Origin of the sequence: Microbacterium sp. ER1 (assembly GCF_023383675.1) — a bacterium.
GTDB lineage: Bacteria > Actinomycetota > Actinomycetes > Actinomycetales > Microbacteriaceae > Microbacterium.
The window spans coordinates 23,021-48,866 of record NZ_QCXO01000127.1; the positions used below are offsets into that span (position 1 = coordinate 23,021).

The following is a 25,846-nucleotide window of genomic DNA, read 5'->3' on the forward strand; positions in this document are numbered from 1 at the left end:
TCCGCCGCGAGCGCTCACAGCTTGCGCAGGAGCACGCTCTCCACGTCGTGATCCGCGCCCTTCCGCAGGACGAGCCGTGCCCGATGCCGAGTCGGCATCACGTTCTCGACGAGGTTGGGCATGTTGATCTCGTTCCAGTATCCCAATGCAGTGGTGATCGCCTCCTCGTCGGTGAGGTGCGCGAACACGTTGAAGTACGAGTTCGGGTTGCTGAAGGCACCCTGCCGCAGGGCGAGGAACCGGTCGACGTACCACTTCTCGATGTGTGCCGTGTCGGCGTCCACGAAGATCGAGAAGTCGAAGAGGTCGCTCACGGCCACGTCGTTCGGCGCCGGCGGGGGCTGCAGGACGTTCAGCCCCTCGACGATCACGACGTCCGGCCGGCGCACCACCACGTGGGCGTCCGGGACGATGTCGTAGCGCATGTGGGAGTAGAACGGCGCGCGCACCTCGGGAGCCCCGCTCTTGACCTCCGTGAGGAACTGGATCAGCGCCCGGCGGTCGTACGACTCGGGGAAGCCCTTGCGGTCCATGAGGCCGCGGCGCTCCAGCTCGGCGTTCGGGTAGAGGAAGCCGTCCGTCGTGACCAGCTCCACCCGCGGCGTCCCCGGCCAGCGGCTCATGAGTTCGCGGAGGAGCCGGGCGATCGTCGATTTGCCCACCGCGACGGAGCCGGCGACACCGACGACGAACGGCGTCGTGGTGTCGTCCTCCTGCAGGAACGTCGAGGTCGCGGCGCCGAGCTGCTTGGTCGCGCTCGCGTACAGACTCAGCAGCCGGCTCAACGGGAGGTAGACCTCGCGCACCTCGGTGAGGTCGAGCCGGTCGCCGATGCCTCGGAGTTCGACGACCTCGGTCTCGGTGAGCGGCTGGTCGAGTCCCGCGGCGAGACGCGCCCACTCCGCGCGCCCGATCTCCCGGTACGGCGACAGCGGCAGCGTGGGGTCGACGGTGGTCACGTCGTCCATCGTAACCGCGCGCGAGTATCCTCATCCCGTGCGCCTCGGAGTCATCGACATCGGATCGAACACCGTCCACATGCTCGCGGCCGACGTGCGTCCCGGCGGACGACCGCTCGCGACGACGAGCGACCGCACCGTGCTGCGCCTCATGCGCTACCTCACACCGGACGGCGCGATCGCCGAGGAGGGCGTGCGGGCTTTGGAGGCGGCCGTCGCCCAGGCGCGTCGGGTCGCCGAGACCGAGGGCGTCGACGCTCTCCTCGCCACCGCCACGAGCGCCGTGCGCGACGCCCGCAACGGGGCTGCCGTGATCGCCCGCATCGAGGCCGCGCTCGGCCAGCCGCTGCAGGTGCTCGACGGCGAGACCGAGGCCGCGCTCACCTTCCTCGCCGTGCGACGCTGGTTCGGCTGGTCCGCCGGCCGACTGCTGCTCCTCGACATCGGCGGCGGTTCGCTGGAGATCGCCGCGGGGGCCGAGGAGCTCCCGGAGATCGCCGCCTCCGTGCCGTTGGGCGCGGGACGCATGACGGTGCGCTTCCTCCCGCAGGACCCGCCCGGCGAGGACGACGTGGACCGGCTCCGCGCGCATGCGACGACGACGCTCGCCTCCGTCGTCCCCGCGTTCACGGCGCTCGCCCGTCCCGACCACGTCGTCGGATCGTCCAAGGCCATCCGCTCCCTCGCGCGTCTGGTCGGCTACCCCGTCCCCGGCTGGTCGGGGAGCGAGCGGATGCTGCTGCCGCGTGCGGCCCTCGGATCGTGGATCCCGCGGTTGGCGCGTCTGCCCGCATCGGCACGGCAGGAGCTCCCCGGCATCACTCCCGACCGCACCTTCCAGATCGTCGCGGCGGCGGTGTCGTTGCATGCGGCGATGACGGCGCTCGACGTGGAGGAGCTGGAGGTGTCGCCCTGGGCACTGCGGGAAGGCGTGCTGCTGCGGTACATCGAGCAGCAGGGCCCGCCCGGGTGACCCCCGCCGCCGGACGGATCCCCAGGTTCGCCCCCTAGGCTCGCGCCATGCCCTCCCGCCTGTCGAAGACCGCCATCGCGGCGCGCGTGCTGCTCGTCCCGTACGTCGTCGCCGTCGCGATGATCGTCTGGCTGCCGGCCACGGTCGCCTCGCGGGTGACGGGTATCGCGTTCCGTCTCGCGGAGTACGCCTCCGCCCATCTCGGGATCTCGCTCTCGACGAGCTACACCGTGTTCGAGTTCCTCGCGAACATCGCCCTGTTCGTCCCGTTCGGGCTTCTCCTGGCCGCGGGATGGCCGCGCTGGAGCCCCTGGCTCGTGATCCTGACGGGCTACGCCGCGAGCGCCACGATCGAGCTCGTGCAGACGCTGCTGCCCAGCCGCTACCCGACGCTGTCGGACGTGATCGCGAACACCCTGGGCACCATCGTCGGATGCCTGCTCGTCCGGGTGGCCGTGGGCCTGCGGCCGCGCCCGAGAGCCGTGCAGCCGACCTCGCCGGCAGGGTGAGGCAGCGAGCCCCCGCCCCCGTCAGAGGGCGAGGCGCTCCTGCACCACGGCAGCCAGTCGTTCGGCGTGAGCCCGTGCCGACTCGGAGTCGGCCGCCTCGACCATGACGCGCACCAGCGGCTCGGTGCCGGACTTGCGCAGCAGCACACGCCCGGTATCGCCCAGCTCGGCCTCGACGTCGCGCACCGCCTGCTGCACGACCTCGTCATCGGCGACGCGATCCTTGTCGACGTCGCGGACGTTGATCAGCAGCTGCGGGTACACGGTCATGACGGACGCGAGCTCGGCGAGGGACTTGCCCTGCCGCGCCATCTCGGCCACCAGATGCAGACCGGTGAGCAGGCCGTCACCCGTGGTGGCGTACTCGCTCATGATGACGTGGCCGGACTGCTCGCCGCCGAGGGCGTAGCCGCCGGCGTTCATGTCCTCGAGCACGTAGCGGTCGCCGACGGCCGTCTGACGCACCGTGATCCCGTGCTCGCGCATCGCGACGTGCAGGCCGAGGTTGCTCATGACCGTGGCCACGAGGGTGTCGTCGGTGAGACGACCGCGCTCCTTCATCGACACGGCGAGGATGGCCATGATCTGGTCGCCGTCCACGACGTTGCCCTGTGCGTCGACCGCGAGGCAGCGATCCGCGTCGCCGTCGTGCGCGATGCCGACGTCGGCGCCGAGCCGGACGACGGCTTCGGCGAGGTTGTCGAGGTGGGTCGAACCGACGCCGTCGTTGATGTTCCAGCCGTCGGGGTCGGCACCGATCACCGTGACCTCGGCGCCGGCATCGCGGAACGTCTCCGGCGAGACACCGGAGGCGGCGCCGTGGGCGCAGTCGAGCACGACGTGGATGCCCTCGAGACGGTGCGGCAGCGACGCGAGCAGGTGCACCACGTAGCGGTCCTCGGCGTCCGAGAACCGGTCGATGCGGCCGACGCCGGCACCGGTCGGGCGCAGCATCTCGCCGTGCATGGCCTCCTCGATGCGCTGCTCCACGATGTCAGGGAGCTTGCGTCCGCCGCGGGCGAAGATCTTGATCCCGTTGTCGGGCGCCGCGTTGTGCGACGCGGAGATCATCACGCCGAAGTCGGCGTCGCGATCCGCGACGAGGAATGCCAGCGCCGGCGTGGGGATGACCCCGGCCTCGAGGACGTCGACGCCGGAGGAGGCGAGTCCCGCGGAGACGGCGGCGGTCAGGAAGTGCCCCGAGACCCGAGGGTCACGGGCGACGACGGCGGTGAGTCGCTTGCCTTCGGCCTTGCGAGCCTCCGCAGTACGGCCCTGGCCCAGGACGACAGCAGTCGCCTGGGCCAGGGTGAGCGCCAGGTCGGCGGTGAGGATGCCATTGGCGAGTCCTCGCACGCCGTCCGTGCCAAAGATCGGCATCGGAGCAGTGGACCTTAACGCTTCGAGTACTGAGGCGCCTTACGGGCCTTCTTGAGTCCGGCCTTCTTGCGCTCCTTGACGCGAGCGTCGCGCGAGAGGAAGCCGGCCTTCTTCAGGGTCGGACGGTTGTTCTCCGCGTCGATGCCGTTGAGGGCACGGGCGATGCCGAGACGCAGGGCGCCGGCCTGGCCGGAGTCGCCACCACCCGAGATGCGGGCGATCACGTCGTAGGCACCGGCGAGGTTCAGCGCGGTGAACGGGTCGTTGATGAGCTGCTGGTGCAGCTTGTTCGGGAAGTAGTCCTCGAGCGTGCGGCCGTTGACCGTGATGGTGCCCGAGCCGGGAACCAGACGCACGCGGGCGATGGCCTGCTTGCGACGGCCGACAGCGGCGCCGGGGACGCTCAGCACGGGGCGGGGAGCCGCCTCGACCGCGTCGGTCTCCGGGGTCGACGTCGAGAAGTTCTGGAGGTTTTCGGTGGAGTCCTGGATGTCAGCCACGAGTATGTCCTTAGTCTGTACGGCGCTTACTGGGCGACCTGGTCGAGGGTGTACGGCTGGGGCTGCTGCGCGGCGTGCGGGTGCTCGGCACCGGCGTACACCTTCAGCTTCGACAGCTGCTGGCGGCCCAGGCTGTTCTTCGGGAGCATGCCACGGATGGCCTTCTCCACGGCGCGGACCGGGTTCTTCTCGAGGAGCTCGGCGTAGCTGACGGCCTTGAGGCCACCCGGGTAGCCGGAGTGGCGGTACGCCATCTTCTTCTGGAGCTTCTGACCGGTGAGCGCGACCTTGTCGGCGTTCACGATGATGACGAAGTCACCCGAGTCGATGTGGTTGGCGAAGGTCGGCTTGTGCTTGCCACGCAGGAGCGTCGCCGCGTGCGAAGCCAGACGGCCGAGAACGACGTCGGTGGCGTCGATGACGACCCAGTCGCGCTGGACTTCGCCAGCCTTGGGGGTGTAAGTGCGCGTCACGATAGTGCTGCTTTCTTGTCGAACGGAGGTGTTCGTGAATCCCACTCCGGGGTGGTTCTTCCCTACGGGGAGGAACACGCCAGTGGAGGGCTCACGTTCGGATGTGCGTCTTCCCCGCAGGACAGGGAAGGGCACCAAAGAGTCAGCATACGCCACCGGAACGGCATTCCCAAACCCGCCGGCGCCCCGACTCAGTCCGGGCGGACCGTCACGAGGATCGGGCGGTGGTCGCTGGAACGCTGCGGCAGCGTGGTGATGCGCTCGATCTCGAAGCCGGACGACGTCGCGAAGTCGTAGTGCCCGCGGAAGACGCGGTAGCGCGTGTAGGTGTGGTCGTCGCTGAGGGAGAGCGCGTAGCCCTGGTCGCGCACGGCCTGCCCGAGGTTCTCCTTGAACACGGGGTAGTTGTAATCCCCCACCATGAGCTGCGGCAGCCCCTCGCCCAGCGTCGCGAGCTCGGCGAGCGCCGCACGGATCTGATGCCGCCGCAGCGAGTTCAACGCCGTCAGGGGCGCGGCGTGGAAGGACGCGACGATGAACTCGCCGCCGTCGTCGATGTCGCGCAGGCGCGCGCCGAGCACGCGCTCGTGCGCCGGCTTCGCGATGCGATCGTGCAGCGACTTCTTCAGGCCCAGCGTGCGGATGCCCTGCAGGCGGTAGGTGCTCTCGCGATAGAAGAGCGCGAGACCGAGGCGGTTGCCCTGCGTCGCATCCGCCAGCACGAGACCGCCGATCCGGTCCGGCAGCTCCGGGACGTCGCACTCCTGCAGGCAGAGGATGTCGGGATCATGCTCATCGACGAGCGCCGCGAGCTCGCCGGCGGCCCGGTGCTTGCGCAGGTTGTAGGAGATGACCTTCATGATCGTCCCCACGCTACCCGCCCCATCTGTGCCCCGGCTCCGGATCCGGACGATCAGTCGGTCTCGTGGTCCCGGCGGGCGCGGGTCTGGGCTGCCCGCGCGGCGAGGAGGTCGTCGGCGGGGTATCCGACCTCGGTGAGCGTGAGCCCGCGGGCGGCGAGCACCTTGAACTCGCTGGTCCGCGTGAGGGCATCGCGGAGCACGACGAGGTCGCCCACGTCGAGGCGCCCCTCCCCCACCGCCGCGCAGGCGCCGACGAGGGCCCGCACCATGCTGTGGCAGAACGCGTCGGCCTTCACCTCCGCGACGAGCACCCCGTCCGCGTCCCGCTGCCACCGGTAGTCGAGCAGCGTGCGGATGGTCGTGGCCTCCTCGCGCGGCTTGCAGTAGGCGGCGAAGTCGTGCAGACCGATGAGGGTCCGGGCGGCGGCGTCCATGGCCTCGGCGTCCAGCCGACCGCGGATCGTCGTGGTGTCGAGACGCCGTAGCGGGTCATAGCCGGCGAGGTCGTCGGCGAGCCGGTACCGATAGCGTCGCCAGACCGCGGAGAAGCGCGCGTCGAAGCCCTCGGGGGCGAGGGAGGAGCGCACGACCGACACGTCGGGGTAGGCGCCGAGCACCCCGCGCATGCGCGCCGCGATGCTGCCCGCGGGATCCTCGGCGGCGCGGCCGTGTCGTGCCTGGATCCGGGCCCACTGCGCCTCGTCGAGATCCACGTGCGCGACCTGTCCGCTCGCATGCACGCCGGCGTCCGTCCGTCCGGCGACGACGAACCGCACGTCGGAGCCGACGATCCGGGCGAGCGCCGCCTCCAGCGTCCCCTGGACCGTGCGGAGCGTGGGCTGCGTGGCCCACCCGCGGAAATGGGTGCCGTCGTAGGCGATGTCGAGCCGGATGCGCACGAGGCCAGCCTAGGACAGCCGCGCGAGCACCCTGCGCCTCAGATGCCGCCGTCGACCGAGCGGATCATCGCGCCCGGCTCCTCCGGCACCATCACCTCGGTCTCCCGGTTCAGGCTCTCGCCCCGGAAGAACCGCTTCGACCGCGGGAAGAGGTACCAGAGGAACATCAGGACGAGGCCGATCGCCAGCGACCCGATGCCGATCACGAACGTGCCGCCGATGCCGAAGAGCACGGTGTAGCCGTAGTCGACATCCCACATGTCGATCGCCGACTGCACGAACGCGCCGGTCAGCAGCAGCGCTCCGAGCAGCGGGAAGATGCCCTTGAAGAACAGGTCGCGGGTCGAGCGGCGCAGGTCGGCACGGAAGTACCAGACGCAGGCGAAACCGGTGATGGCGTAGTAGAACGCGATCGCGAGGCCCAGCGAGAGGATCGAGTCCTGCAGGATGTTGTCGCTGATGAGGGTCATGCCGACGTAGTAGAGGGAAGCCACCACGCCCATGACGATGGTCGAGAACGACGGCGTCTTGTAGACCGGGTGCACGTCCTTGAACTTCGCCGGGAGCGCCCGGTACACGCCCATCGCGAGCGTGCCGCGGGCGGTCGGGAGGATGGTCGTCTGGGTGGACGAGATCGCCGAGATGATGACCGCGACCACGAGCACCCAGCCGAACGGTCCGAGCAGCCCGTCCTTGATGGCCAGGAAGAAGTCGTCGGCGTTGGCCTCGTTGCCGAGTCCCGTGCCGTCCTCGCCGAGTCCGGCGTACATCATCGCGGCGATCGTCACCGCGACGTACGTCACCAGGAGGATGACGCAGGTGAGCACCGCGGCGCGGCCGGGGATGCGCTTCGGGTCCTTCGTCTCCTCGTTGAGGGCGAGGCAGGTGTCCCATCCCCAGTAGATGAAGAGCGCAAGAAGGATCGCCTCGGTGAAGCCCGACCAGTCGGTGAAGCCGAAGGGGTTCAGCCACTCCCACGAGAACGGGGTGGCGTCGGGGGCGTCGCCCGTGAAGAACTGCCAGAGGGCGGCCACGATGAAGATCGCCAGCGCGAGGTACTGGATCGCGAGGAGCACGTTCTGGATGCGCTCGCCGATCTCGACCCCGCGCCAGCTCACCCAGGTCATGGCCGCGATGAACAGCACGGCCACCACGACGACGCGCCAGTCGTTGTTCTCGAGGTCCTGCCCGATCAGCGACCAGAAGTACACGGAGGCGATCTGCGCGAGGTTCGCGAGCACGACCATGCCGGCGACCGCGACGCCCCAGCCGCCCATCCAGCCCACCCACGGCCCGAAGGCCTTGGTGCCCCAGGTGAAGGTGGTGCCGCAGTCGGGGACGGCGTTGTTGAGCTCGCGATAGGCGAAGGCGATCAGCAGCATCGGCACGAAGGCGATGATGAAGGCGATCGGCGCCTGCGCGCCGACGGCGAGCACGACGAAGCCGAGCGTCGCGACGAGCGAGTAGACGGGGGCCGTGGAGGCGAGCCCGATGACGGTGGAGCCCCACAGGCCGAGGGTGCCTGCGGCCAGGCCCTTGCCGTCGGGGCGTTCGAGGTGGATGGGCGTCGTTGCCATGTCCTGAACAGTACGGCTCGCCGCGGTATCCCGTCAATCCTTTTGTTTCTGCAACGGAATCCATGCGTCGCGTTCAGATACGCGAAGGATTCCGTGGGTCAGTCGCGACCGAGCATTCCGTCGGCGTGCGCCGCGACCCACTCCATCAGCGGAAGCATCCGCTCCATCAGGTCACGCCCGAGAGGCGTGAGGCTGTACTCGACATGCGGCGGCACCGTCGGCAGCGACTCCCGATGCACCAGGCCGTCGTCGGTGAGGGTTCGCAAGGTCGACGCGAGCATTTTCTCGCTGATGCCGTCCACCTCCCGACGCAGCTCGCCCCAGCGCCGCGTGCCGTCGGAGAGGCAGGAGAGCACCAGCACGCCCCATTTGCTCATGATGTGGTCGAGAATGACCCGCGTTCCGCATCCCTGATCGAAGAGAGCGGGCTGGGAATCGCGGATCTGCGCAAAACTCACCGTCATGTGGGTACCTTACCGAAAAGTGGGTACCCGCCGAAAGGAATGCCGAGCACCGCTGCCGGGGTTGTCCGGGGAGTCAGCAACGAAAGGACTCCCATGACCATCCTCGTCACCGGTTCGACCGGTCACCTCGGCCGCCTCATCGTCGCCGCCCTGCTCGCGCGCGGCGTCGACCCGCAGACGATCCGCGCCGGTGCGCGCGACATCGCCAAGGGGGCCGACCTCGGCGTGCCCGTCGTCCGTCTCGACTACACCGACCCGGCGTCGGTCGCGGCGGCGCTCGACGGCGTGGACACCGTCGTGCTCGTCTCCGGCTCGGAGGTGGGCCAGCGCGTCGCGCAGCATCAGGCGGTCATCGAGGCCGCGAAGGATGCCGGGGTGTCGAAGTTCGTCTACACGAGCGCTCCGAAGGCCACCACGAGCTCCCTCGTCCTGGCTCCCGAGCACAAGGCCACCGAGGAGCTCATCGCGGCCGCCGGCCTTCCCGCGGTGATCCTCCGCAACAACTGGTACACCGAGAACTACGCCGCCGACCTCGCTCGTGCAGCGGAGACCGGCACTCTCAGCGCCGGCACCGGAGAGGGCCGCGTCGCCTCCGCCAGCCGGAAGGACTACGCCGAGGCCGCCGCCGTCGTCGCCACCGAGGACGGACACCTCGGTGCGGTCTACGAGCTCGGCGGGGACGTCGCATGGACCTACGCCGACCTCGCCGCCGCGATGACCGAGGTGACGGGCCGCGAGGTCGTGTTCGTCCCGCTCTCCGCCGACGAGCAGCTCGCCGCGCTCCGCGCCGCCGGCCTCGACGAGGGCACCGCCGGGTTCGTCGTCGCCCTGGACGCCGGCATCCGCGACGGCGCCCTGGCGGACACCGACGGCACCCTCCGCCGCCTCGTCGGCCGCCCGACGACCCCGCTCGTCGAGGGCCTCCGCGCCCTGGTGTGACCCGTGGAGCGCCGCCGTCACGGACGGCGGCGCTCCCCCGGCTCCGGCTCCACGGCGCTCTGCACGTAGGCGACGGTGAGCGTGAGGCTCCCGCGGCGCAGGCCTTCGGCCCGCAGCACCGCGTCCACGGCGTCACGGGCATGCCGTAGCGTCGCGACGCTGCGCACCCGCCCGTCGACGCCGATCGCCGCCTCCACCGCCACGCCGTCCGCTCCGGCGGCGACGGACACGATCGGTTCGACTCCGCGCTCGTTCCCCCACGCCGACGCACCCGCACGCAGGAGGTTGGAGACGAGGGAGCCCGATCGGTATACGCCGCGCACCCCGGAGCAGGCGCGCAGCGCCGCCTCGATCCGGAGCGCGAGACCGGCGCGCTCCTCCTTCGACAGCTCGGTGCCGGTCATCATGCCCCCTCCCTGACGTCGGTGATCGCGACATCGATGGCCACGACCTGCAGCTCGGTATGACGACGCAGCCGGGCCTCCACCTCCGCGCGCAGCCGGTCGGCGACGCGACGGAGAGGGTCGCCGAGGCGCACGCTCGCGTCGATCGCCACCCGCACCGGCGCTCCGGGCTCTGTGACATCGCCCTCCAGCCGGCACCGGCCGACCAGCACGCCGGGGACGGCCTCCTCCGCGGCACGGACCAGTCCGCGCACGGCGCCTTCCGTGATCGCCAGCTCCACGTCCGGATCATCGGAGGCGAAGGGAATGCGGCGCCCCGCCTGGGCGTCCATCGCGATGCCGCTGAGGATCCTCTCCACCCAGCTCTCGTCCGCGGCAGGCGCGGAGGAGACATCCTCATCCATCAGGGCGCTGCCCAGCCCGCGCAGCCTCTCCAGGGCATCGAGCGCGAGCTGGCACCCCGGCGACTCCTCGATGGCGGGATTCCGCGGGGTGCGGCCGGCGTCCAGGTAGTCGCTGAGCTCCTCGATCGTGTGCCCGTCGAGGTCGGCGGGCTCCAGGCCGAGGCGGCGCAGCTGGTCGTCCTCGTGGTGATCGGTCATCGCCACGCCTCCATCCGTGTGATCAGGAACCGTCGCGCGCGGGACAGCAGTCCGCGCACCGTGCTGACGGGGATGCCGAGCTCCTCGGCGATCTCGTCGTAGCTGTAGCCGGCCAGCTCCCGCAGCACCCAGCATTCGCGCTGGGCCTCCGGGAGTTCGCGCAGGGCCGCGCCGAGGGCCTCGACGCCCGCTCTCGCCTCGACGACCGCATGGGGCGATGCCTGCGGCGGCGCCGGTCGGTCGATCTCGTCCACGTCGAGCGCGGGACGCGTCCGGCGCAGCCGATCCACCGCCTTGCGGCTCACGATCCGCATGAGCCAGCTCTTGACCTTCGCGGGGTCCTCCAGCTCACCGAAGCGCTGCCATGCCGTCACGAACGCGTCCTGCACGATGTCGTCGACCTCCGCCGACGCGTTGAGCATCCGCTGCGTGTAGGCCCTCATCATCGGCGTGTACCTGCGCACGAGCACCGCGAACGCGGCGACGTCGCCGTCCATGGCGCGGCCGGCGACGATACGGTCTCCGGCCTGCTCCAGCGCCTCACCCCAGTGATCGGCTGCCATTCCCCCACCCCTCGTTCACGGTTCCCCGGACGTTCGGAGCCCGCGCCGCATCGGATCGGATCGACCCTCTGCGCGCGGGCGGAGGAGACGCCCCTCCGGGCGCCTCCTCCCCTTCCGTCACTTGGTGAACGTGTCCTTGACATCCTCGGCCGCGTTCCTGACATCGCCCTTGGCCTGCTCGGCCTTGCCCTCGGCGACGAGCTTGTCGTTGTTCGTGACCTCGCCGACGACCTCCTTGGCCTTGCCTGCGACCTTCTCGGCTGCGGCCTTGATCTTGTCCTCCGCGCTCATGGCGCCTCCTTTCCTCACACGACCCCGACGGTCGGGGTCGATGTCTGTGTGCTGTGCGGCTCACGCGCCGCCGTGCTCTGTCCGGCCACCAGCGAACGGCGCATCCGCTGCCGGGAGCGGAAGAGCTCCCGCCAGCCGCGGTCCGCGATGTGCACGACGACCGGCATCCGCGTCCCGGTGACGGCGTCCCACTCCTGCACGACCGCATCGGCGGCGGCGAGCACCTGCCCCAGGGCCGCGCCGGGGCGTGGAGTGACCACGAGGCCGAGAGCGATCTCGCGGCCGGCCTTCCGGCTCGTCACCCGGGCGGCCAGCACGTCCGCTCGATCGGCGAGGGGGCTTGCGAGCAGCTGCTCTGCCACACTCCGGTCGACGGTGGTCGTGCCGCCCTCACCGGCGAGCCGGAGAAGGGTGCGCTCCCGCCGCGGCCTGCGGGTGAGCAGGAACGCGAGGAGGAGGACGACGAGCAGCACCGCGGCGGCGAGCCCCGCGAGCGCCCACAGCGGCACGAAGCCCGCACCGGGGATGTCGAGGCCCCAGGCCCCCGACCACGCCACGACACCGTCGGCCTCGGCGAGCACATCCTCGGCGGGGGCCGGAAGCGCCCCCGCGCCCCGCAGTCCCGCAGCGAGGAGGACGACTCCCCCGCCCAGAAGCATCGCGGCTCCTCCGAGGAGGACGATCCGGTTCGCGACGGTCCCTGCCGACGTCATGCGATCACTCCTTCCCGCGCCACCTGCACCCGCGGCGAGAGCCGGAATCCGGTCTCGTCCAGCACGCGCAGGGCCGCGTCTCCCGCGGCGGCCGCATCCACCGGGACCCCGCTCGTGGGCGTGACCCGGATCAGCACCGTGCGTCGTCCCACGGTCACGCGCACCTGGCCGCGTGGCACGCCGACCCGGCGCGCGGTGCCGTCGGCGATGGCGTCGGCGAGGACCCCGTCGTCGATCACGAGCGCGGCCCGTGCGGCGAGCCGCGTGCGGCGGGCCCGCCGACCGGGAAGCACGGCGAGTCCGAGGAGGAGCAGCGCCACGACCACGAGCACGGCCCCGGCGGCGATCATCACCGCAGGCGCCGCGGCGGAAGCCGTGACGGGCGTGAGCCATCCGGTGACCTGCGCGCGGAACCCCGCGTCGAGAGTCCCGGCGACCATCGCGCCCAGCAGAGCGAGGAGGAGCACCGCGAGGACGACCGCGAGCGCGATCGCCGGGCCCCGGCGCGTCGCCCTCGCCTCTCGACGAAGCAGTCGCCGCGACGTCGTCGTGTTCGCCGTCATGCCACTCTCCTCTCGTCCTCACGCCGGACTCCGGTGAAACGCACGTCCACCGCTCCCACGCGGCGGGCCGCCAGCTCGCGCATGCCGCGGACGACCGCGTCGCGCACGGCGTCGGCGCGGACCGCCACGGGACCGCCCCCGCGGCTCCCCAGGACGACCGGGACCGCCACGGAGACCCGCAGGTCGCCGCGGCTGTCGGCGAGGTCGACGCTCGCGTCTCCCGCGCCGACTCCGGCGACATCGCGGACGATCCCCAGCGCGAGCCGATGCAGCGCCCGGGCCTCGACGACCGTGGCCCCCGCCACGGTCGTCGGCCCGTCCGTCACTGCGACGCTCATGAGGACGATCGCCGCCCGCGCACCACGTCGGCGAGCGCCCGCACGTCCAGGCGACCGTCGACGATGCGGCCGACGACCGCACCGACGAGCATCGCGAGGGTGACGAGCAGGAACGCCCAGAACCCCCAGACGATCCAGGTCAGCGCGAGCACCGTCGCCGCAGCTCCGCCGATCACCGAGGCGTTCACTGGACTCGCGCCTCCGGAGCCTCGTCGTCGTCCTCGGAGGGGATGTGCACGTCGTTGACGGTCACGTTCACCTCGGCGACCTCCATGCCCACCAGCTCCACCATGGCCCGGTGGATCGCGGCCCGCACCTGGTCGGCCACCTTCTGCAGGGACACCGGGTACTCCGCCACGATCGTCACGTCGACGGCCACCTGCGTCTCGCCCACCTCGACGCTGATCCCCTGCGCGAGGTCGGTCGTGTTGAGGGCGTCGCGGATGGCGCCCATCATGCGTGCGGCGCCGCCGCCGAGCGCGTAGACCCCGTCCACCTCTCGTGCCGCGATGCCGGCGATCTTCGCGACCACCGCATCCTCGATCGTGGTCTTCCCCGCCGCCCCCTGCGACGCCGGAACGACCTGAGCCTTGGGCTGGGTGCCCCCAGTCACGTTCGCCATCTCGAGCTCCTTCATCCGTGTGACCACGCGGTTCCCGCGCGGGCCGTATTCTCACGACACCACTAAGACGGTCGGGGAGCACAGAATGTCACAAACTTCTCCGAACGAATTTCGGCTCGCCTCTCGGCAGCACCTCTCAGTGCACTCCAAGGTTCAGAGTGCAAAGTTGCACTTTATGGAGAACAGTGCAGAGTCCACCCGGGAGCAGCGCAAGCGTCGGACCACGCGCGCGCTCACCGAAGCCGCGCGCCGCTTGACCACCGAGCGGGGCTTCGCGGGCTTCACCGTCGAGGAGCTGTGCGCCGACGCCGGGGTCTCGCGGCGCACGTTCTTCAACTACTTCGAGAGCAAGGAGAACGCGGTCTTCGGCTTCGCCGTCATCGACTCCCGCCAGGAGGAGCTCGAAGCGGCCTTCCTCGACCGCGAGGGCGATCTCCTGGACGACTTCGTGCAGCTCACCATCGAGCGGTTCGCCCTCTTCGATCCCATCGAGCACGCCGCGGAGCTGTTCGCCGTCATCGAGCAGGAGCCGCGGCTGCTGCGGGCCGCCTTCGAGCAGCAGGAGAAGCACGAGCGCCGCGACATCGCCCTCGTGGCCCGCCGCATCGGCGCGGAGCCGGACGCGGAGCTGCGCGCGGAGGTGCTCGTCCACTCCGTCGGCGCGCTCGTGCGCCTGTGCATGGAGCAGCTGCTGCACCACCACTCCACCGAACCGTTCGCCGACCTCATCACCCGCCGGCTGCGCCTCGCGCGCGACCTCTACTCCCCTTCACAGAAAGCCCACTGATGTCCGCCACCGCCACCGCGGATGCGCCCTTCCTCCTGACGAAGCGCCGCATCTGGATCATCTTCAGCGCCCTGATCGCGGGCATGCTGCTCGCGAGCCTCGACCAGACGATCGTGTCGACCGCGATGCCCACCATCGTCGGCCAGCTCGGCGGCGTCGACCATCAGGTGTGGATCACCACGGCCTACCTGCTCGCCACCACCATCGTCATGCCGATCTACGGCAAGTTCGGCGACGTGCTGGGCAGGCGGTCGCTGTTCCTCGTCGCCATCGCCCTGTTCACGCTCGCCTCGGTCGGCTGCGCTTTCGCGTCGGACTTCTGGATGTTCGTCGTCTTCCGCGCCCTCCAGGGTCTCGGCGGCGGCGGGCTCATGATCCTCTCGCAGGCGATCATCGCCGACATCGTGCCGGCCAACGAGCGCGGCAAGTACATGGGCCCGCTCGGTGCGGTGTTCGGCCTCTCCGCGGTCGCCGGACCGCTCCTCGGCGGCTTCTTCGTCGACCACATGACCTGGCAGTGGGCGTTCTACATCAACATCCCGGTCGGCATCGCGGCGTTCCTCATCGCCCTCGTAGCGCTGAAGCTCCCCAGCAAGAAGGCGGAGAAGCCGATCGACATCCTCGGCGTGCTCTTCCTGTCCGCTGCCTCGGTCGTGGCCGCACCATCCGGTGTCGGCAGATCGAAGATCTCGGCGCGGAGGGAGACGCGGCGCACGTCGGGCCCCTCCTGACCGCGGTACTGCGCGATCGCCTTCTCCACGACCGCCTCCAGCTCGGCCCGCAGCGACATCGCCTGCTCCGCGGTCATGTCCAGGTGCGTGGTGATCGTCACGCCCACGTCGCGCCAGCCCTCGGGGACCTCGGACTCCGGGCGGTTGAGGTACCGCATCAGCGTTTCGTGCCGGAGTCGGAAGAACTCCGAGGTCACGATCTGCGCCGCAGCGCGGTTCGCCGGCGACATCTGCTCGTCCGGCCCCGGCACGTCGATCCGGCCCTTCGGACGCTCCCACCATCGCTCCCGTGCCGTGCCCCGGCCTTCCACCTCGCGGATGAGGTCGTGGGCGGCGAGGGCGCGGAGGTGGTAGCTGGTGGATCCCGAGGTCTCCCCCACGAGGGCCGCGAGAGAGCTGGCCGTCTGAGGACCACGAGAGGCGAGCAGATCGAAGATCCTGACCCGCAGCGGATGGGCGAGCGCCTTGAGCGCCCCCGCATCCAGCGTCCGTACCTGCGTCTCGTTCGTCATGAATGCAAAGTTACGCTTGCAAACAAAGCTTTGCAAGTCTTTCTTTGCATACGGTCAGCTCACGGACTCCCGGGCCGCGACGAAGGCCGCCACGCACCGCTCCACCTGGTCGGGGGTGTGCGCGGCGGAGAGCTGCACCCGGATCCGCGCCTTGCCCCGCGGCACCACCGGGAAACTGAACGCGGTCACGTACACGCCCTGGTCCTGCATCGCCGTGGCGATTCGGGCTGTGAGACCGGCATCGCCGAACATGACGGGCACGATCGGGTGCTCCCCCGGAAGCAGGTCGAACCCCTCCTCCGCCATCCGGGCGCGGAACAGGGCCGCGTTGTCGCGCAGCCGCGCCCGGAGGTCGGCCGATCCCTCGACCAGGTCGAGCGCGGTCAGCGTGCCGGCCACGATGGCCGGAGCGAGGGTGTTCGAAAACAGGTACGGGCGGGAGCGCTGACGCAGCAGCGCGACGATCTCCGCGTGCGAGGCGACGTACCCGCCGGAGGCGCCGCCCAGCGCCTTGCCGAACGTGCCGGTGTAGATGTCCACGCGATCTGCGACGCCGCACAGCTCCGGCGTCCCGCGTCCGTTCTCGCCGACGAAGCCGACCGCGTGCGAATCGTCCACGAAGACGAGCGCGTCGTAGCGTTCCGCCAGGTCGCAGATCTCGGCCAGCGGGGCGATGTAGCCGTCCATAGAGAAGACACCGTCGGTCACGATCACGCGGAACCGGGCATCGGCGGCCGCCCGCAGCTGCTCCTCCAGATCCGCCATGTCGCGATTGCGGTACCGGAGCCGGCGCGCCTTGGACAGCCGGATCCCGTCGATGATGGACGCGTGGTTCAACTCGTCCGAGATGATCGCGTCCTCGGCGGAGAACAGCGTCTCGAAGACACCGCCGTTCGCGTCGAAGCAGGAGGAGTAGAGGATCGCGTCATCGGTGCCGAGGAAGTCCGCGAGCCGACGCTCCAGTTCGAGGTGCTGCTCCTGGGTGCCGCAGATGAAGCGGACGCTCGCGAGCCCGTACCCCCACTCGTCCAGGGCCGTCCGGGCCGCAGCGAGGATTCGCGGGTCGTCGGCCAGCCCCAGGTAGTTGTTGGCGCAGAAGTTGAGCACCTCGGCGCCGTCGGCCGTGATCTCCGCCCGCTGCGGTCCGCGGATGCCGCGCTCGCGCTTGGTGAGCCCCGCCTCCTCGATTCCCGCCAGCTCCTGCGCCACATGGTCCTTGAAGGTCGCGTACATCACAGCTCCGTCCAGTCGAGGATGATCTTGCCCGTGCCGGCGGACTCCGCCGCCGCGAATCCGCGCTCCCAGTCGCGCGCCGGTACGACCTCGGCGATCACCCGGCCGATGGCTTCGCGCAACGTCGCACTCGTCTGGAGCATCGCGCCCATGGCGTTCCACGTCTCGAACATCTCCCGGCCGTAGATCCCGGTGATCGTGAGCATGTGCGTGACGAGCTTGCCCCAGTCGATGTCGAACCCGGTCGACGGCAGCCCGAGCATGGCGATGCGTCCGCCGTGGTTCATGTTGTCGATCATCGCCGGGAGCGCCGACGCCGCGCCGCTCATCTCGAAGCCGATGTCGAAGCCCTCGCGCATGCCGAGCGCCCGCTGCGCGTCGCGGATCTCCTGGCGGGAGACGTCGACGACCTCGTCGGCTCCCATCCCGCGCGCCATCTCCAGGCGCGGCGCGCTCACGTCGGTCCCGACGATGAAGCGGGCGCCCGCATGCCGGGCGACGGCGATCGCCATCAGGCCGATCGGACCGCACCCGGTGACGAGCACGTCCTCACCGACGAGCGGGAAGCGGAGGGCGGTGTGCACGGCGTTGCCGAGCGGGTCGAAGATCGCGCCGAGCTCCGGGGTGACCTCGGCGTGGTGGACCCACACGTTCGTCGCCGGCAGCGAGAGGTACTCGGCGAAGGCGCCGTCGCGCTGCAGCCCGAGTCCGATCGTGCGGATGCACATCTGCCGCCGTCCGGCGCGGCAGTTCCGACAGGTGCCGCAGACGATGTGTCCTTCGCCGGACACCCGGTCGCCGACCGCGATGTCGTGGACGAGCGGCCCGACCTCGACGACTTCCCCGTAGAACTCGTGTCCCGGGATGAGGGGCGCGGCGATCGCGGAGGCCGCCCAGTCGTCCCATCGCCGGATGTGCAGATCGGTTCCGCAGATGCCGGTGCGGAGGACACGGATGACGACCTCGCCGGGACCCGCGACGGGGTCGGGACGCTCCACGAGCGCGAGGCCGGCGCCGGGTTCCTCCTTGAACAGAGCTCTCATGCTCTGATCTCATCGCATCCGTTGCTGTAGAACAATCGGCATCTTCTGCATCCGCCCTGTAGAGGGAACTAAACTGTCGTCGTGGAACTCCACCAGCTCCAGATCCTCCGCGAACTCGGAGCGCTGGGAAGCGCGACCGCCGTCGCCGAGGCGCTGCGGGTCACCCCCTCCGCGGTCTCGCAGCAGCTCGCCGCACTGCAGCGCTCCTTCCCGGCCCCGCTCACCCGTCGCCAGGGCCGTACCCTCGTGCTGACCGCCGCCGGCGAGGTCCTGGCAGCAGCCGGAGCCGAGGCCATCGACGCGATGGCGGCGGCGCGCCACGCCCTGGACGACTTCGAGGACGCGGCGACGGGAGAGGTGAGCATCAGCGGCTTCCACAGCGTCGGTCAGGCACTCTTCGGCCCGCTCGTGCGGGAGCTGTCCGGCAAGGAGCACGCCCCGACCGTGCGTCTCACGGACGAGGACGTCGCGCAGAGCGAGTTCCCCGGGCTCACCGCGCGGTACGACCTCGTCCTCGCCCATCGGATGGAGCACTCCGCGCCGTGGCCGACCGAGGGTGTCCGCGCCGTGGGTCTCGTCCGCGAGCCTCTGGACGTCGCCGTCTCCGCCGAGCACCCTCTCGCCGGTCGCCGCACCCTCTCGCCGGACGAGATCGCCGACGAGCAGTGGGTGACGAGCCGTGTGGGGTACTCCCCCGACGACGTGCTCCGCGCCGTCGCCGCCGTCGCCCGCCGCCCGGTCGAGGTCCGGCACCGTATCAACGACTATGGTGCGGTGTCGGCGGTGGTCGCGGCCGGTGGTGTCGTGGGGATGCTCCCCCGGTTCACCTCGCGCAGCGTGGACGATCGTGCCATCGTGCGCATCCCGCTCCGAGGCGTGAGCACGCACCGCATGATCGACGTCCTCGCGCGCCCGGAGAACCTGCGCCGCCGCTCGGTCCGTGTCGTCGTCGACGCCCTGCGAGAGGTGATGACCCGTCTGAGCACGGAACGTTCCGGGGACGGCGGTGGCTAGGCTCGGAGGATGAGCGACGCCACGAACCCGCTGCTGCAGCCGTCGACCCTCCCCTTCGGGCTCCCGGACTATCGGGCCATCCGTCCGGAGCACTACCTCCCCGCCTTCCGCGCCGGGTTCGCGGAGCAGCTCGCCGAGGTCGCGAACATCACCCGCGTGCGGTCGATGCCGACGTTCGAGAACACGCTCGAGGCACTGGAGAGGTCCGGCGCGCTCCTCGACCGGGTGGCGCACGCGTTCTACACGGTGAGCTCCGCCGATGCCACGCCGGAGATCCAGGCGATCGACGAGGAGCTCGCGCCGCTCATGGCTGCCCATCAGGATGCGATCACGCTGGATGCGGCCCTCTACGCGCGCGTGGCCCACGTGTACGAGCAGCGCGAGGCGCTCGACCTCGATCCTGAGCAGCGGTATCTCGTGGAGCGCCACCACCGCGAGATGACGCATGCCGGCGCCGCGCTCGACGACGAGGCGAAGGCGCAGCTCACGGCTCTGAACCAGAAGCTGTCGGTGCTCACGAACACGTTCGAGCGGAATCTGCTGAGCGATACGAACGACCTCGCCGTGGTCTTCCACGCCGCGGCCGACCTGGAGGGCCTGAGCCCGGGTGAGCTGTCCGCCGCCGCACGCGCCGCTGCCGACCGCGGGCTCGACGGCCGCTACCTCCTCACCCTGCCGCTGTTCACCGGCCATCCGGCGCTCGCCCGGCTCGCGGTGCGGGAATCCCGCCGCCGGATCATGGCGGCGTCCCGCGCGCGGGGCTCGCGGGACAACGGCAACGACAACCGTCCGGTGCTGCGCGAGATCGTGCGCCTCCGCGCCGAGCGCGCGCGCCTCCTCGGCTACGCCTCGCACGCCGCCTACGTCACCGCCGACGAGACGGCGGGCTCCCCCGAGGCCGTCGAGCGAATGCTGCGACGACTGGCCGCGCCCTCCGCGCGCAACGCCCGCGCCGAACGGGACGCGCTCCAGGCCATCGTCGACGAGACCGAACCGGAGCCCTTCCCCGTGGAGGCCCACGACTGGGCGTTCTACACCGAGCGCGTGCGCACCGCCCGCTACGACATCGACACCGCAGCCCTGCGCCCCTGGTTCGAGGCGGAGCGCGTGCTGCAGGACGGCGTGTTCTTCGCGGCGACCCGCCTGTACGGGGTGACCTTCCATGAACGACACGACCTCGCGGCCTACCACCCGCAGGCCCGCGTCTTCGAGGTGCGCAACGCCGACGACTCCCCGCTCGGGCTCTACGTGCTCGACCTCTACACCCGGGACTCCAAGCGCGGCGGCGCCTGGATGAACGCGATCGTCAGCCAATCCCGTCTGCGCGGCAGCGCCCCGGTCGTGGTCAACAACCTCAACGTCCCGCAGCCCGGGGACGGCGAGCCCACCCTGCTGACGCTCGACGAGGTGACGACGCTGTTCCACGAGTTCGGGCACGCTCTGCACGGCCTGTTCGCCACCGTGACCTACCCGCATTTCGCCGGGACCAACGTGTTCCGCGACTTCGTCGAGTTCCCCAGCCAGGTGAACGAGATGTGGATCCTCTGGCCCGAGGTCCTCGACCACTACGCCCGGCACCACGAGACCGGCGAGCCGCTGGATCCCGCCATCGTGGAGCGGCTGCGGGCGACTGCGACCTTCGACCAGGGGCACGCGACCAGCGAGTATCTCGCCGCGGCGTGGCTGGATCAGGCGTGGCACCGACTCTCCGCCGAGGACACAGTGGACGATGTCGCAGGCTTCGAGGCGGCCGCGCTGGCGGACATCGGCCTCGACGACCCCGCCGTCCCGACCCGGTACTCCTCCACCTACTTCGCCCACGTCTTCTCCGGCGGCTACAGCGCCGGGTACTACTCGTACATCTGGAGTGAGGTGCTCGACGCCGACACCGTGGAGTGGTTCCGGGAGAACGGCGGCCTCACCCGCACCAATGGAGACCGCTTCCGCGACCGGCTGCTCGGCGTCGGCGGCTCGAAGGACCCGCTGGCCGCCTACCGCGACTTCCGCGGTCGGGACGCCGAGATCGAGCCGCTCCTGAAACGCCGTGGACTCGATTCCTGAGTCGTGAGACCCTGAGCGCATGGACGCATTCGCAGACGCTCCGTTCGGCCCCGCAGACACCCTGGAGCTGGGCGCCGTACCCCTGGCCGTCATCCGCCATGAGGGCATCCGGATCGCCGACCTCCGCGATGCCTTCGACTCCGGATACGCGGCGATCGGTGCCGCCTTCGCTGCGGGCACCCTGATTCCGGCCGGCCCGGCGCTCGCGATCTACCACGGCGATCCGATGGGCGTGTTCGACCTGGAGCTCGGCTTCCCCGTGCAGGCCCCACCGTCCGACCCGATCGCCACGGGCGACGGGGCAGCCATCATCCCCTCGACCCTGCCGACCGGGCAGGCCGTCGCGAGCAGCGTCTTCGGTTCGTACGACGGTCTCGGTGCCGGGTGGGCCGGGCTGGTCGCGCGCGCCGCGGAGGCGGGGCTGCACCCGCGCGGCGTCTGGATCGAGGTCTACGTCTCGGGCCCCGGTGTCGATCCCGACGAGCTCCGCACGGACCTGCTCATGCCCGTGGCCTGAGCAGGCGTTCAGGCGCTCTTGCGCTTGCGCTCCATCACGATGGTGGGCGGGGCGCCCTCGTCGACGGCGGCACGGGTGATGATCACCTTCGCGACGTCTTCGGCAGAGGGGATCTCGAACATCACCGGACCGAGCACGTCCTCGAGGATGGCACGGAGTCCGCGGGCACCGGTCTTGCGCTCGACGGCGAGGTCGGCGATCGATCGCAGCGCGTCCTCCTCGAACTCGAGCTGGACGCCGTCCAGCTCGAACATGCGCTGATACTGCTTGACGAGGGCGTTGCGCGGACCGGTGAGGATGTCGATGAGGGCGGCCTGGTCGAGCGGTGACACGTTCGTCACGACGGGCAGACGACCGATGAACTCCGGGATGAGACCGAACTTGTGGAGGTCTTCCGGGAGCACCTCGCTGAACAGGTCGAGGTCCTTGCCCTTGTCGTGCAGCGGAGCACCGAAGCCGACACCGTGCTTGCCCACGCGCGCCGAGACGATGTCCTCCAGACCGGCGAAGGCGCCGGCCACGATGAAGAGCACGTTCGAGGTGTCGATCTGCAGGAACTCCTGGTGCGGGTGCTTGCGACCACCCTGCGGCGGCACCGAGGCGACCGTGCCCTCGATGATCTTCAGCAGCGCCTGCTGCACGCCCTCGCCCGACACGTCGCGGGTGATCGACGGGTTCTCGGCCTTGCGGGCGATCTTGTCGACCTCGTCGATGTAGATGATGCCCTGCTCGGCGCGCTTCACGTCGTAGTCGGCGGCCTGGATGAGCTTGAGGAGGATGTTCTCGACGTCTTCGCCGACGTAGCCCGCCTCGGTCAGTGCCGTCGCGTCGGCGACGGCGAACGGCACGTTGAGGCGCTTGGCGAGCGTCTGCGCCAGGTAGGTCTTGCCGCAGCCCGTGGGTCCGATGAGCAGGATGTTGCTCTTGGCGATCTCGACCTCTTCGGCCTTCTGCTCAGCAGGCTGCAGGGTGCCGTGAGCGCGCACGCGCTTGTAGTGGTTGTAGACGGCGACGGACAGCGCACGCTTCGCGGGCTCCTGTCCGACGACGTACTCCTCGAGGAACGTGAAGATCTCGCGGGGCTTCGGCAGCTCGAACTCGGCGACGCCCTCGGCAGACGACTCCGCCATGCGCTCTTCGATGATCTCGTTGCAGAGCTCGACGCACTCGTCGCAGATGTACACGCCGGGTCCGGCGATGAGCTGCTGCACCTGCTTCTGGCTCTTTCCGCAGAAAGAGCACTTGAACAGGTCAGCGCTTTCACCGATGCGGGCCATGCGCGTCCTCCTCGGGGGGATCAGGATCGTTCTTCGAGCCTAACCGCTGCATACGACACCGGGCCGCATTGGCGACGAGTCGTTCGGCGGGTCCGGCGGACGACGGTGCCTCCACCGTCATTCCGCGGGGAGGCAGCCGCCGTCCATGATGTATCCGCCGACCTCGACACGGACCTCGTCGGGACGCAGTTCCCCGAAGACACAGCCGCCCTCCGGACCGTCTGCCCCGAACGCCACCGCGCGCGCATCTCCCCGGGCGACGTGATGGACGAGGCCGGCCTCGCGCAAGGCGTCCTGGACGGCGATCACGGAGATCGCGCTCTCCGTGCGCAGCGCTTCGAGACGCACGCGGAGATCCGCCACCGGCTGCTCGGCGGCCGCCCGTGCCTCGGCCGACATGTCCATCCGCTCACGATGTCGGTCGTTCTGCTCCATCGCGTGTTCCGGGTCGTACGGCGCGCACTCCGGCGGAAGCTCGGCGCCGTCCACCTGCGGGCAGGCGGCGGTGGGCGTCACGGTCGGCGTCGGCTCTCCGGCGGCGACGTCGGCCGGCGCCGCAGCGCAGCCGCCGAGAAGCAGGATCGCCGCCAGCACGAGCGTCACTCGCCCGGGGCGGGCGCGGACGCCGGAGATCGCCATCATGCCGCCATGAAACCACAGCACCGGCGTCACCCGCACGCTGCCCGCACGACGAGGGCCCCGCCGCGCGGTGCGCGACGGGGCCCTCGGTCATCCTGACGTGTCGTCAGACCATGCTCTTGGTGTGCCAGACCGTCTTGACCTCGGTGAACGCGGCGATCCGCTCCGGCGAGGCCACCACGTCGCCGGGGGCGAGCACGCGCTTCAGCGTCTCCGCCGCGGCGATCTGCATGTCGACCCACTCCAGCGCGCCCGCGCCGGCGAGATCGAGGGCGTTCACATCCTGGTGCGAGGCGAGCCACGGCGCGATCTCCGCCGGCGAGCCGGTGAGCACGTTCACCACGCCCCCTGGCACGTCACTGGTCGCGAGCACCTCGGCGAGACTGATCGCGGAGAGCGGGTACTGCTCGCTCGCGACCACGACGACGGTGTTCCCGGCGACGAGGGCCGGGGCGACCACCGACACCAGGCCGAGCAGCGCCGAGTCCTGCGGGGCCACGATGGCGACCACACCGGTGGGCTCGGGCACCGAGATGTTGAAGTACGGACCGGAGACGGGGTTCGCGTTTCCCGCCACCTGGGCGTACTTGTCGCACCAGCCGGCGTACCAGACCCAGAGATCGATCGCCTCGTCGACCTGCGCCGTGGCCGCCGAGGACGAGTTGCCCTCCTGCGCCACGATCTCGTCGACGAACTGCGCGCGACGCCCTTCCAGGACCTCGGCGACCCGGTAGAGCACCTGGCCGCGGTTGTAGGCCGTCGCCCCCGACCAGCCCTTGACGGCGGCGCGCGCGGCGACGACCGCATCGCGGGCGTCCTTGCGGGAGGCCTTGGCGGCGTTGGCGAGGAAGGCGCCCTTGCGGGAGACGACCTCGTACGTGCGTCCGGACTCGCTCCGGGGGAAGGCCCCGCCGATCGCGAGCTTGTAGGTCTTCGGAACGGTCAGTCGCTTGCTCATGCTGCGGCTCCCTTGAGATAGGCGGTGAGGCCCTGGCGACCGCCCTCGCGGCCGTACCCGGACTCCTTGTAGCCGCCGAACGGGCTCGACGGGTCGAAACGGTTGAACGTGTTCGCCCACACGACGCCCGCGCGCAGCCGGTCGGCGACGGCGAGGATGCGCGAGCCCTTGTCCGACCAGATGCCGGCGGAGAGACCGTACGGGGTGTTGTTGGCCTTGGCGATCGCCTCAGCGGGCGTCCGGAAGGTGAGGACCGACAGCACCGGCCCGAAGACCTCGTCGCGGGCGATGCGGTGCGAGGCCTCGACGCCGGTGAAGATCGTCGGAGCGAACCAGAAGCCCTGCTCCGGGATCGCGCAGTCGGCGGTCCAGCGCTCGGCACCCTCGGCCTCGCCGATGTCGCTGAGCTCACGGATACGGGCGAGCTGCGCGGCGGAGTTGATCGCGCCGATGTCCGTGTTCTTGTCGAGCGGGTCACCGAGACGCAGCGTCGACAGCCGGTTCTTCAGCCGGTCGACGACCTCGTCATGGATGGACTCCTGCACCAGCAGGCGGCTGCCCGCACAGCACACGTGGCCCTGGTTGAAGAAGATGCCGTTGACGATGCCCTCGACGGCCTGATCGATCGGCGCGTCGTCGAAGACGATGTTCGCGGCCTTGCCGCCCAGCTCCAGCGTCAGCTTCTTGTTCGTCCCCGCCACGGCGCGGGCGATGTCGCGACCCACACCCGTCGAGCCGGTGAAGGCGACCTTGTCGACGTCCGGGTGACGGACCAGGGCGGCACCGGTCGCCCCGGCTCCGGTGACGATGTTCACGACACCGGCAGGGAGATCGGCCTGCTGCAGGATCTCGGCGAAGATCAGTGCCGTCAGCGGCGTGGTCTCGGCCGGCTTGAGCACGACCGTGTTCCCGGCCGCCAGCGCGGGCGCGAGCTTCCACGCGAGCATCAACAGCGGGAAGTTCCACGGGATGACCTGACCGGCGACACCCAGAGCACGCGGGTTCGCACCCAGCCCGGCGTAGTCGAGCTTGTCGGCCCAGCCCGCGTAGTAGAAGAACCAGGACGCGACGAGGGGCACGTCCACGTCGCGGCTCTCCTTGATGGGCTTGCCGTTGTCGAGGCTCTCGGCGACGGCGAGCTCGCGGGCGCGCTCCTGCACGAGGCGGGCGATGCGGAACAGGTACTTGCCCCGGTCGCGGCCGCTCATGCGCGACCAGACCTTGTCGTAGGCGCGACGGGCCGCGGCGACAGCGCGGTCGATGTCCGCGTCGTCGGCGGAGGCGATCTCGGCGATCTCCTTCTCCGTCGCCGGGGAGATGGTACGGAAGGGGGTGCCGGAGCCGTCGACGAACTCGCCGTCGATGAACAGCCCGTAGCTGTCCTTGAGGTTCAGCACCGCCGTGGACTCCGGAGCCGGAGCGTATTCCAGGAATGACATGTC

The 25,846-nt window shown here is 70.3% G+C and carries 30 protein-coding genes and 2 pseudogenes; 8 read left to right on the top strand and 24 right to left on the bottom strand.

The window, feature by feature from the left end:
- Positions 1–14 precede the first annotated feature (14 nt).
- Entirely contained in the window at positions 15–968 is a 954-nt protein-coding gene (gene coaA, locus BV453_RS04845) for a type I pantothenate kinase (protein ID WP_025104380.1), read from the bottom strand.
- 28 nt (positions 969–996) lie between these two features.
- On the opposite strand from coaA, the gene BV453_RS04850 reads away from it, so the two are divergent.
- Positions 997–1,932 (top strand): Ppx/GppA phosphatase family protein, encoded by a 936-nt coding sequence (locus BV453_RS04850; protein WP_249521008.1) that lies wholly within the window; start codon positions 997–999, stop codon positions 1,930–1,932.
- A 47-nt stretch (positions 1,933–1,979) separates the two neighbouring features.
- Positions 1,980–2,441, top strand: a complete 462-nt coding sequence (locus BV453_RS04855) for a VanZ family protein (protein WP_025104382.1) — start codon at positions 1,980–1,982, stop codon at positions 2,439–2,441.
- 21 nt (positions 2,442–2,462) lie between these two features.
- Here BV453_RS04855 and glmM read toward each other — a convergent pair whose 3' ends face one another.
- The 7 genes from glmM to BV453_RS04890 form a co-directional block, all read right to left on the bottom strand.
- Positions 2,463–3,821 carry a phosphoglucosamine mutase gene (gene glmM, locus BV453_RS04860; protein WP_062766240.1) on the bottom strand — a complete coding sequence of 453 codons (1,359 nt, stop codon included), beginning with the start codon at positions 3,819–3,821 and terminating at the stop codon, positions 2,463–2,465.
- Positions 3,822–3,835: 14 nt separating this feature from the next.
- A complete protein-coding gene (gene rpsI, locus BV453_RS04865) occupies positions 3,836–4,321 on the bottom strand; it encodes a 30S ribosomal protein S9 (protein ID WP_025104384.1) in 486 nt (161 codons plus the stop codon).
- Positions 4,322–4,347: 26 nt separating this feature from the next.
- The gene (gene rplM, locus BV453_RS04870) at positions 4,348–4,794 is read right to left on the bottom strand and encodes a 50S ribosomal protein L13 (RefSeq protein WP_025104385.1); all 447 of its coding nucleotides are present in this window, start codon (positions 4,792–4,794) and stop codon (positions 4,348–4,350) included.
- Positions 4,795–4,985: 191 nt separating this feature from the next.
- Complete coding sequence (locus BV453_RS04875; RefSeq protein WP_025104386.1) at positions 4,986–5,654, bottom strand: endonuclease/exonuclease/phosphatase family protein; 669 nt, start codon at positions 5,652–5,654, stop codon at positions 4,986–4,988.
- 53 nt (positions 5,655–5,707) lie between these two features.
- Positions 5,708–6,556, bottom strand: a complete 849-nt coding sequence (truA, locus tag BV453_RS04880) for a tRNA pseudouridine(38-40) synthase TruA (protein ID WP_249521009.1) — start codon at positions 6,554–6,556, stop codon at positions 5,708–5,710.
- A gap of 38 nt (positions 6,557–6,594) precedes the next feature.
- On the bottom strand, positions 6,595–8,133 hold the full coding sequence (locus BV453_RS04885; protein ID WP_060922145.1) for an APC family permease: 1,539 nt from the start codon (positions 8,131–8,133) through the stop codon (positions 6,595–6,597).
- Between the two features lie 98 nt (positions 8,134–8,231).
- A complete protein-coding gene (locus BV453_RS04890; protein WP_025104389.1) occupies positions 8,232–8,597 on the bottom strand; it encodes a helix-turn-helix domain-containing protein in 366 nt (121 codons plus the stop codon).
- A 93-nt stretch (positions 8,598–8,690) separates the two neighbouring features.
- On the opposite strand from BV453_RS04890, the gene BV453_RS04895 reads away from it, so the two are divergent.
- Positions 8,691–9,536, top strand: a complete 846-nt coding sequence (locus BV453_RS04895; protein WP_249521010.1) for an SDR family oxidoreductase — start codon at positions 8,691–8,693, stop codon at positions 9,534–9,536.
- A gap of 17 nt (positions 9,537–9,553) precedes the next feature.
- Here the strand turns inward: BV453_RS04895 and BV453_RS04900 are convergent, their stop codons facing one another.
- The 9 genes from BV453_RS04900 to BV453_RS04940 form a co-directional block, all read right to left on the bottom strand.
- Positions 9,554–9,943: a hypothetical protein gene (locus BV453_RS04900; protein ID WP_238695680.1), complete on the bottom strand. Its 390-nt coding sequence runs from the start codon at positions 9,941–9,943 to the stop codon at positions 9,554–9,556.
- Positions 9,940–10,542, bottom strand: a complete 603-nt coding sequence (locus BV453_RS04905; RefSeq protein WP_249521011.1) for a hypothetical protein — start codon at positions 10,540–10,542, stop codon at positions 9,940–9,942. The genes BV453_RS04900 and BV453_RS04905 overlap by 4 nt, the downstream gene beginning before the upstream one ends.
- On the bottom strand, positions 10,539–11,105 hold the full coding sequence (locus BV453_RS04910) for an RNA polymerase sigma factor (protein ID WP_085603738.1): 567 nt from the start codon (positions 11,103–11,105) through the stop codon (positions 10,539–10,541). The genes BV453_RS04905 and BV453_RS04910 overlap by 4 nt, the downstream gene beginning before the upstream one ends.
- Positions 11,106–11,222: 117 nt before the next feature.
- Positions 11,223–11,396 carry a CsbD family protein gene (locus BV453_RS04915; RefSeq protein ID WP_025104394.1) on the bottom strand — a complete coding sequence of 58 codons (174 nt, stop codon included), beginning with the start codon at positions 11,394–11,396 and terminating at the stop codon, positions 11,223–11,225.
- A 14-nt stretch (positions 11,397–11,410) separates the two neighbouring features.
- Positions 11,411–12,109 (bottom strand): hypothetical protein, encoded by a 699-nt coding sequence (locus BV453_RS04920; RefSeq protein ID WP_249521012.1) that lies wholly within the window; start codon positions 12,107–12,109, stop codon positions 11,411–11,413.
- On the bottom strand, positions 12,106–12,672 hold the full coding sequence (locus BV453_RS04925) for a hypothetical protein (protein ID WP_249521013.1): 567 nt from the start codon (positions 12,670–12,672) through the stop codon (positions 12,106–12,108). The genes BV453_RS04920 and BV453_RS04925 overlap by 4 nt, the downstream gene beginning before the upstream one ends.
- Complete coding sequence (locus tag BV453_RS04930) at positions 12,669–13,010, bottom strand: hypothetical protein (RefSeq protein ID WP_029989602.1); 342 nt, start codon at positions 13,008–13,010, stop codon at positions 12,669–12,671. Before BV453_RS04930 ends, BV453_RS04925 begins: the two co-directional genes overlap by 4 nt.
- Positions 13,007–13,198, bottom strand: a complete 192-nt coding sequence (locus BV453_RS04935; protein WP_025104398.1) for a DUF2273 domain-containing protein — start codon at positions 13,196–13,198, stop codon at positions 13,007–13,009. Before BV453_RS04935 ends, BV453_RS04930 begins: the two co-directional genes overlap by 4 nt.
- Entirely contained in the window at positions 13,195–13,632 is a 438-nt protein-coding gene (locus BV453_RS04940; protein WP_025104399.1) for an Asp23/Gls24 family envelope stress response protein, read from the bottom strand. Before BV453_RS04940 ends, BV453_RS04935 begins: the two co-directional genes overlap by 4 nt.
- Before the next feature lie 175 nt (positions 13,633–13,807).
- Here BV453_RS04940 and BV453_RS04945 point away from each other — a divergent pair, with 175 nt between their 5' ends.
- Positions 13,808–14,419, top strand: a complete 612-nt coding sequence (locus tag BV453_RS04945) for a TetR family transcriptional regulator (protein ID WP_025104400.1) — start codon at positions 13,808–13,810, stop codon at positions 14,417–14,419.
- A pseudogene (locus BV453_RS04950) lies at positions 14,419–15,069 on the top strand (MFS transporter); the annotation flags it as partial. The gene BV453_RS04945 and the pseudogene BV453_RS04950, both read left to right, overlap by 1 nt.
- A gap of 401 nt (positions 15,070–15,470) precedes the next feature.
- On the opposite strand, the pseudogene BV453_RS16720 reads toward BV453_RS04950, so the two are convergent.
- The 3 genes and pseudogenes from BV453_RS16720 to tdh all read right to left on the bottom strand — a co-directional run.
- Positions 15,471–15,662: pseudogene (locus BV453_RS16720) on the bottom strand (winged helix-turn-helix domain-containing protein); the annotation flags it as partial.
- Positions 15,663–15,716: 54 nt separating this feature from the next.
- Positions 15,717–16,895 (bottom strand): glycine C-acetyltransferase, encoded by a 1,179-nt coding sequence (locus BV453_RS04960; RefSeq protein ID WP_085607816.1) that lies wholly within the window; start codon positions 16,893–16,895, stop codon positions 15,717–15,719.
- Entirely contained in the window at positions 16,895–17,938 is a 1,044-nt protein-coding gene (gene tdh / locus BV453_RS04965) for an L-threonine 3-dehydrogenase (RefSeq protein WP_062634086.1), read from the bottom strand. Before tdh ends, BV453_RS04960 begins: the two co-directional genes overlap by 1 nt.
- 81 nt (positions 17,939–18,019) lie before the next feature.
- On the opposite strand from tdh, the gene BV453_RS04970 reads away from it, so the two are divergent.
- The 3 genes from BV453_RS04970 to BV453_RS04980 are packed head-to-tail and all read left to right on the top strand — an operon-like array spanning position 18,020 to position 21,530.
- A complete protein-coding gene (locus BV453_RS04970; RefSeq protein WP_249521015.1) occupies positions 18,020–18,952 on the top strand; it encodes a LysR family transcriptional regulator in 933 nt (310 codons plus the stop codon).
- 9 nt (positions 18,953–18,961) lie between these two features.
- On the top strand, positions 18,962–21,013 hold the full coding sequence (locus BV453_RS04975; RefSeq protein WP_249521016.1) for a M3 family metallopeptidase: 2,052 nt from the start codon (positions 18,962–18,964) through the stop codon (positions 21,011–21,013).
- 19 nt (positions 21,014–21,032) lie between these two features.
- Positions 21,033–21,530, top strand: coding sequence for a GyrI-like domain-containing protein (locus BV453_RS04980; protein WP_062766772.1), 498 nt, complete (start codon positions 21,033–21,035; stop codon positions 21,528–21,530).
- Between the two features lie 8 nt (positions 21,531–21,538).
- Here BV453_RS04980 and clpX read toward each other — a convergent pair whose 3' ends face one another.
- The 4 genes from clpX to BV453_RS05000 form a co-directional block, all read right to left on the bottom strand.
- Positions 21,539–22,807, bottom strand: a complete 1,269-nt coding sequence (gene clpX / locus BV453_RS04985; RefSeq protein ID WP_025105011.1) for an ATP-dependent Clp protease ATP-binding subunit ClpX — start codon at positions 22,805–22,807, stop codon at positions 21,539–21,541.
- A 117-nt stretch (positions 22,808–22,924) separates the two neighbouring features.
- A complete protein-coding gene (locus BV453_RS04990; protein WP_062766775.1) occupies positions 22,925–23,449 on the bottom strand; it encodes a hypothetical protein in 525 nt (174 codons plus the stop codon).
- Positions 23,450–23,552: 103 nt separating this feature from the next.
- A complete protein-coding gene (locus tag BV453_RS04995; RefSeq protein WP_249521017.1) occupies positions 23,553–24,404 on the bottom strand; it encodes an aldehyde dehydrogenase family protein in 852 nt (283 codons plus the stop codon).
- Complete coding sequence (locus BV453_RS05000; RefSeq protein WP_062766778.1) at positions 24,401–25,843, bottom strand: aldehyde dehydrogenase family protein; 1,443 nt, start codon at positions 25,841–25,843, stop codon at positions 24,401–24,403. The genes BV453_RS04995 and BV453_RS05000 overlap by 4 nt, the downstream gene beginning before the upstream one ends.
- Between the last annotated feature and the right edge of the window lie 3 nt (positions 25,844–25,846).

What these genes read in the sequence shown, in the direction of transcription:
- BV453_RS04920 (WP_249521012.1), bottom strand. Translation starts at nt 12,109, where the DNA reads ATGACGTCGGCAGGGACCGTCGCGAACCGGATCGTCCTCCTCGGAGGA.
- BV453_RS04960 (WP_085607816.1), bottom strand. Translation starts at nt 16,895, where the DNA reads ATGTACGCGACCTTCAAGGACCATGTGGCGCAGGAGCTGGCGGGAATC.
- BV453_RS04905 (WP_249521011.1), bottom strand. Translation starts at nt 10,542, where the DNA reads ATGACCGATCACCACGAGGACGACCAGCTGCGCCGCCTCGGCCTGGAG.
- BV453_RS04890 (WP_025104389.1), bottom strand. Translation starts at nt 8,597, where the DNA reads ATGACGGTGAGTTTTGCGCAGATCCGCGATTCCCAGCCCGCTCTCTTC.
- glmM (WP_062766240.1), bottom strand. Translation starts at nt 3,821, where the DNA reads ATGCCGATCTTTGGCACGGACGGCGTGCGAGGACTCGCCAATGGCATC.
- BV453_RS04910 (WP_085603738.1), bottom strand. Translation starts at nt 11,105, where the DNA reads ATGGCAGCCGATCACTGGGGTGAGGCGCTGGAGCAGGCCGGAGACCGT.
- BV453_RS04855 (WP_025104382.1), top strand. Translation starts at nt 1,980, where the DNA reads ATGCCCTCCCGCCTGTCGAAGACCGCCATCGCGGCGCGCGTGCTGCTC.
- BV453_RS04980 (WP_062766772.1), top strand. Translation starts at nt 21,033, where the DNA reads ATGGACGCATTCGCAGACGCTCCGTTCGGCCCCGCAGACACCCTGGAG.
- BV453_RS04995 (WP_249521017.1), bottom strand. Translation starts at nt 24,404, where the DNA reads ATGAGCAAGCGACTGACCGTTCCGAAGACCTACAAGCTCGCGATCGGC.
- BV453_RS05000 (WP_062766778.1), bottom strand. Translation starts at nt 25,843, where the DNA reads ATGTCATTCCTGGAATACGCTCCGGCTCCGGAGTCCACGGCGGTGCTG.
- BV453_RS04925 (WP_249521013.1), bottom strand. Translation starts at nt 12,672, where the DNA reads ATGACGGCGAACACGACGACGTCGCGGCGACTGCTTCGTCGAGAGGCG.
- BV453_RS04885 (WP_060922145.1), bottom strand. Translation starts at nt 8,133, where the DNA reads ATGGCAACGACGCCCATCCACCTCGAACGCCCCGACGGCAAGGGCCTG.
- BV453_RS04975 (WP_249521016.1), top strand. Translation starts at nt 18,962, where the DNA reads ATGAGCGACGCCACGAACCCGCTGCTGCAGCCGTCGACCCTCCCCTTC.
- BV453_RS04990 (WP_062766775.1), bottom strand. Translation starts at nt 23,449, where the DNA reads ATGATGGCGATCTCCGGCGTCCGCGCCCGCCCCGGGCGAGTGACGCTC.
- BV453_RS04875 (WP_025104386.1), bottom strand. Translation starts at nt 5,654, where the DNA reads ATGAAGGTCATCTCCTACAACCTGCGCAAGCACCGGGCCGCCGGCGAG.
- coaA (WP_025104380.1), bottom strand. Translation starts at nt 968, where the DNA reads ATGGACGACGTGACCACCGTCGACCCCACGCTGCCGCTGTCGCCGTAC.
- BV453_RS04945 (WP_025104400.1), top strand. Translation starts at nt 13,808, where the DNA reads ATGGAGAACAGTGCAGAGTCCACCCGGGAGCAGCGCAAGCGTCGGACC.
- BV453_RS04900 (WP_238695680.1), bottom strand. Translation starts at nt 9,943, where the DNA reads ATGATGACCGGCACCGAGCTGTCGAAGGAGGAGCGCGCCGGTCTCGCG.
- BV453_RS04915 (WP_025104394.1), bottom strand. Translation starts at nt 11,396, where the DNA reads ATGAGCGCGGAGGACAAGATCAAGGCCGCAGCCGAGAAGGTCGCAGGC.
- clpX (WP_025105011.1), bottom strand. Translation starts at nt 22,807, where the DNA reads ATGGCCCGCATCGGTGAAAGCGCTGACCTGTTCAAGTGCTCTTTCTGC.
- BV453_RS04930 (WP_029989602.1), bottom strand. Translation starts at nt 13,010, where the DNA reads ATGAGCGTCGCAGTGACGGACGGGCCGACGACCGTGGCGGGGGCCACG.
- tdh (WP_062634086.1), bottom strand. Translation starts at nt 17,938, where the DNA reads ATGAGAGCTCTGTTCAAGGAGGAACCCGGCGCCGGCCTCGCGCTCGTG.
- BV453_RS04940 (WP_025104399.1), bottom strand. Translation starts at nt 13,632, where the DNA reads ATGGCGAACGTGACTGGGGGCACCCAGCCCAAGGCTCAGGTCGTTCCG.
- BV453_RS04895 (WP_249521010.1), top strand. Translation starts at nt 8,691, where the DNA reads ATGACCATCCTCGTCACCGGTTCGACCGGTCACCTCGGCCGCCTCATC.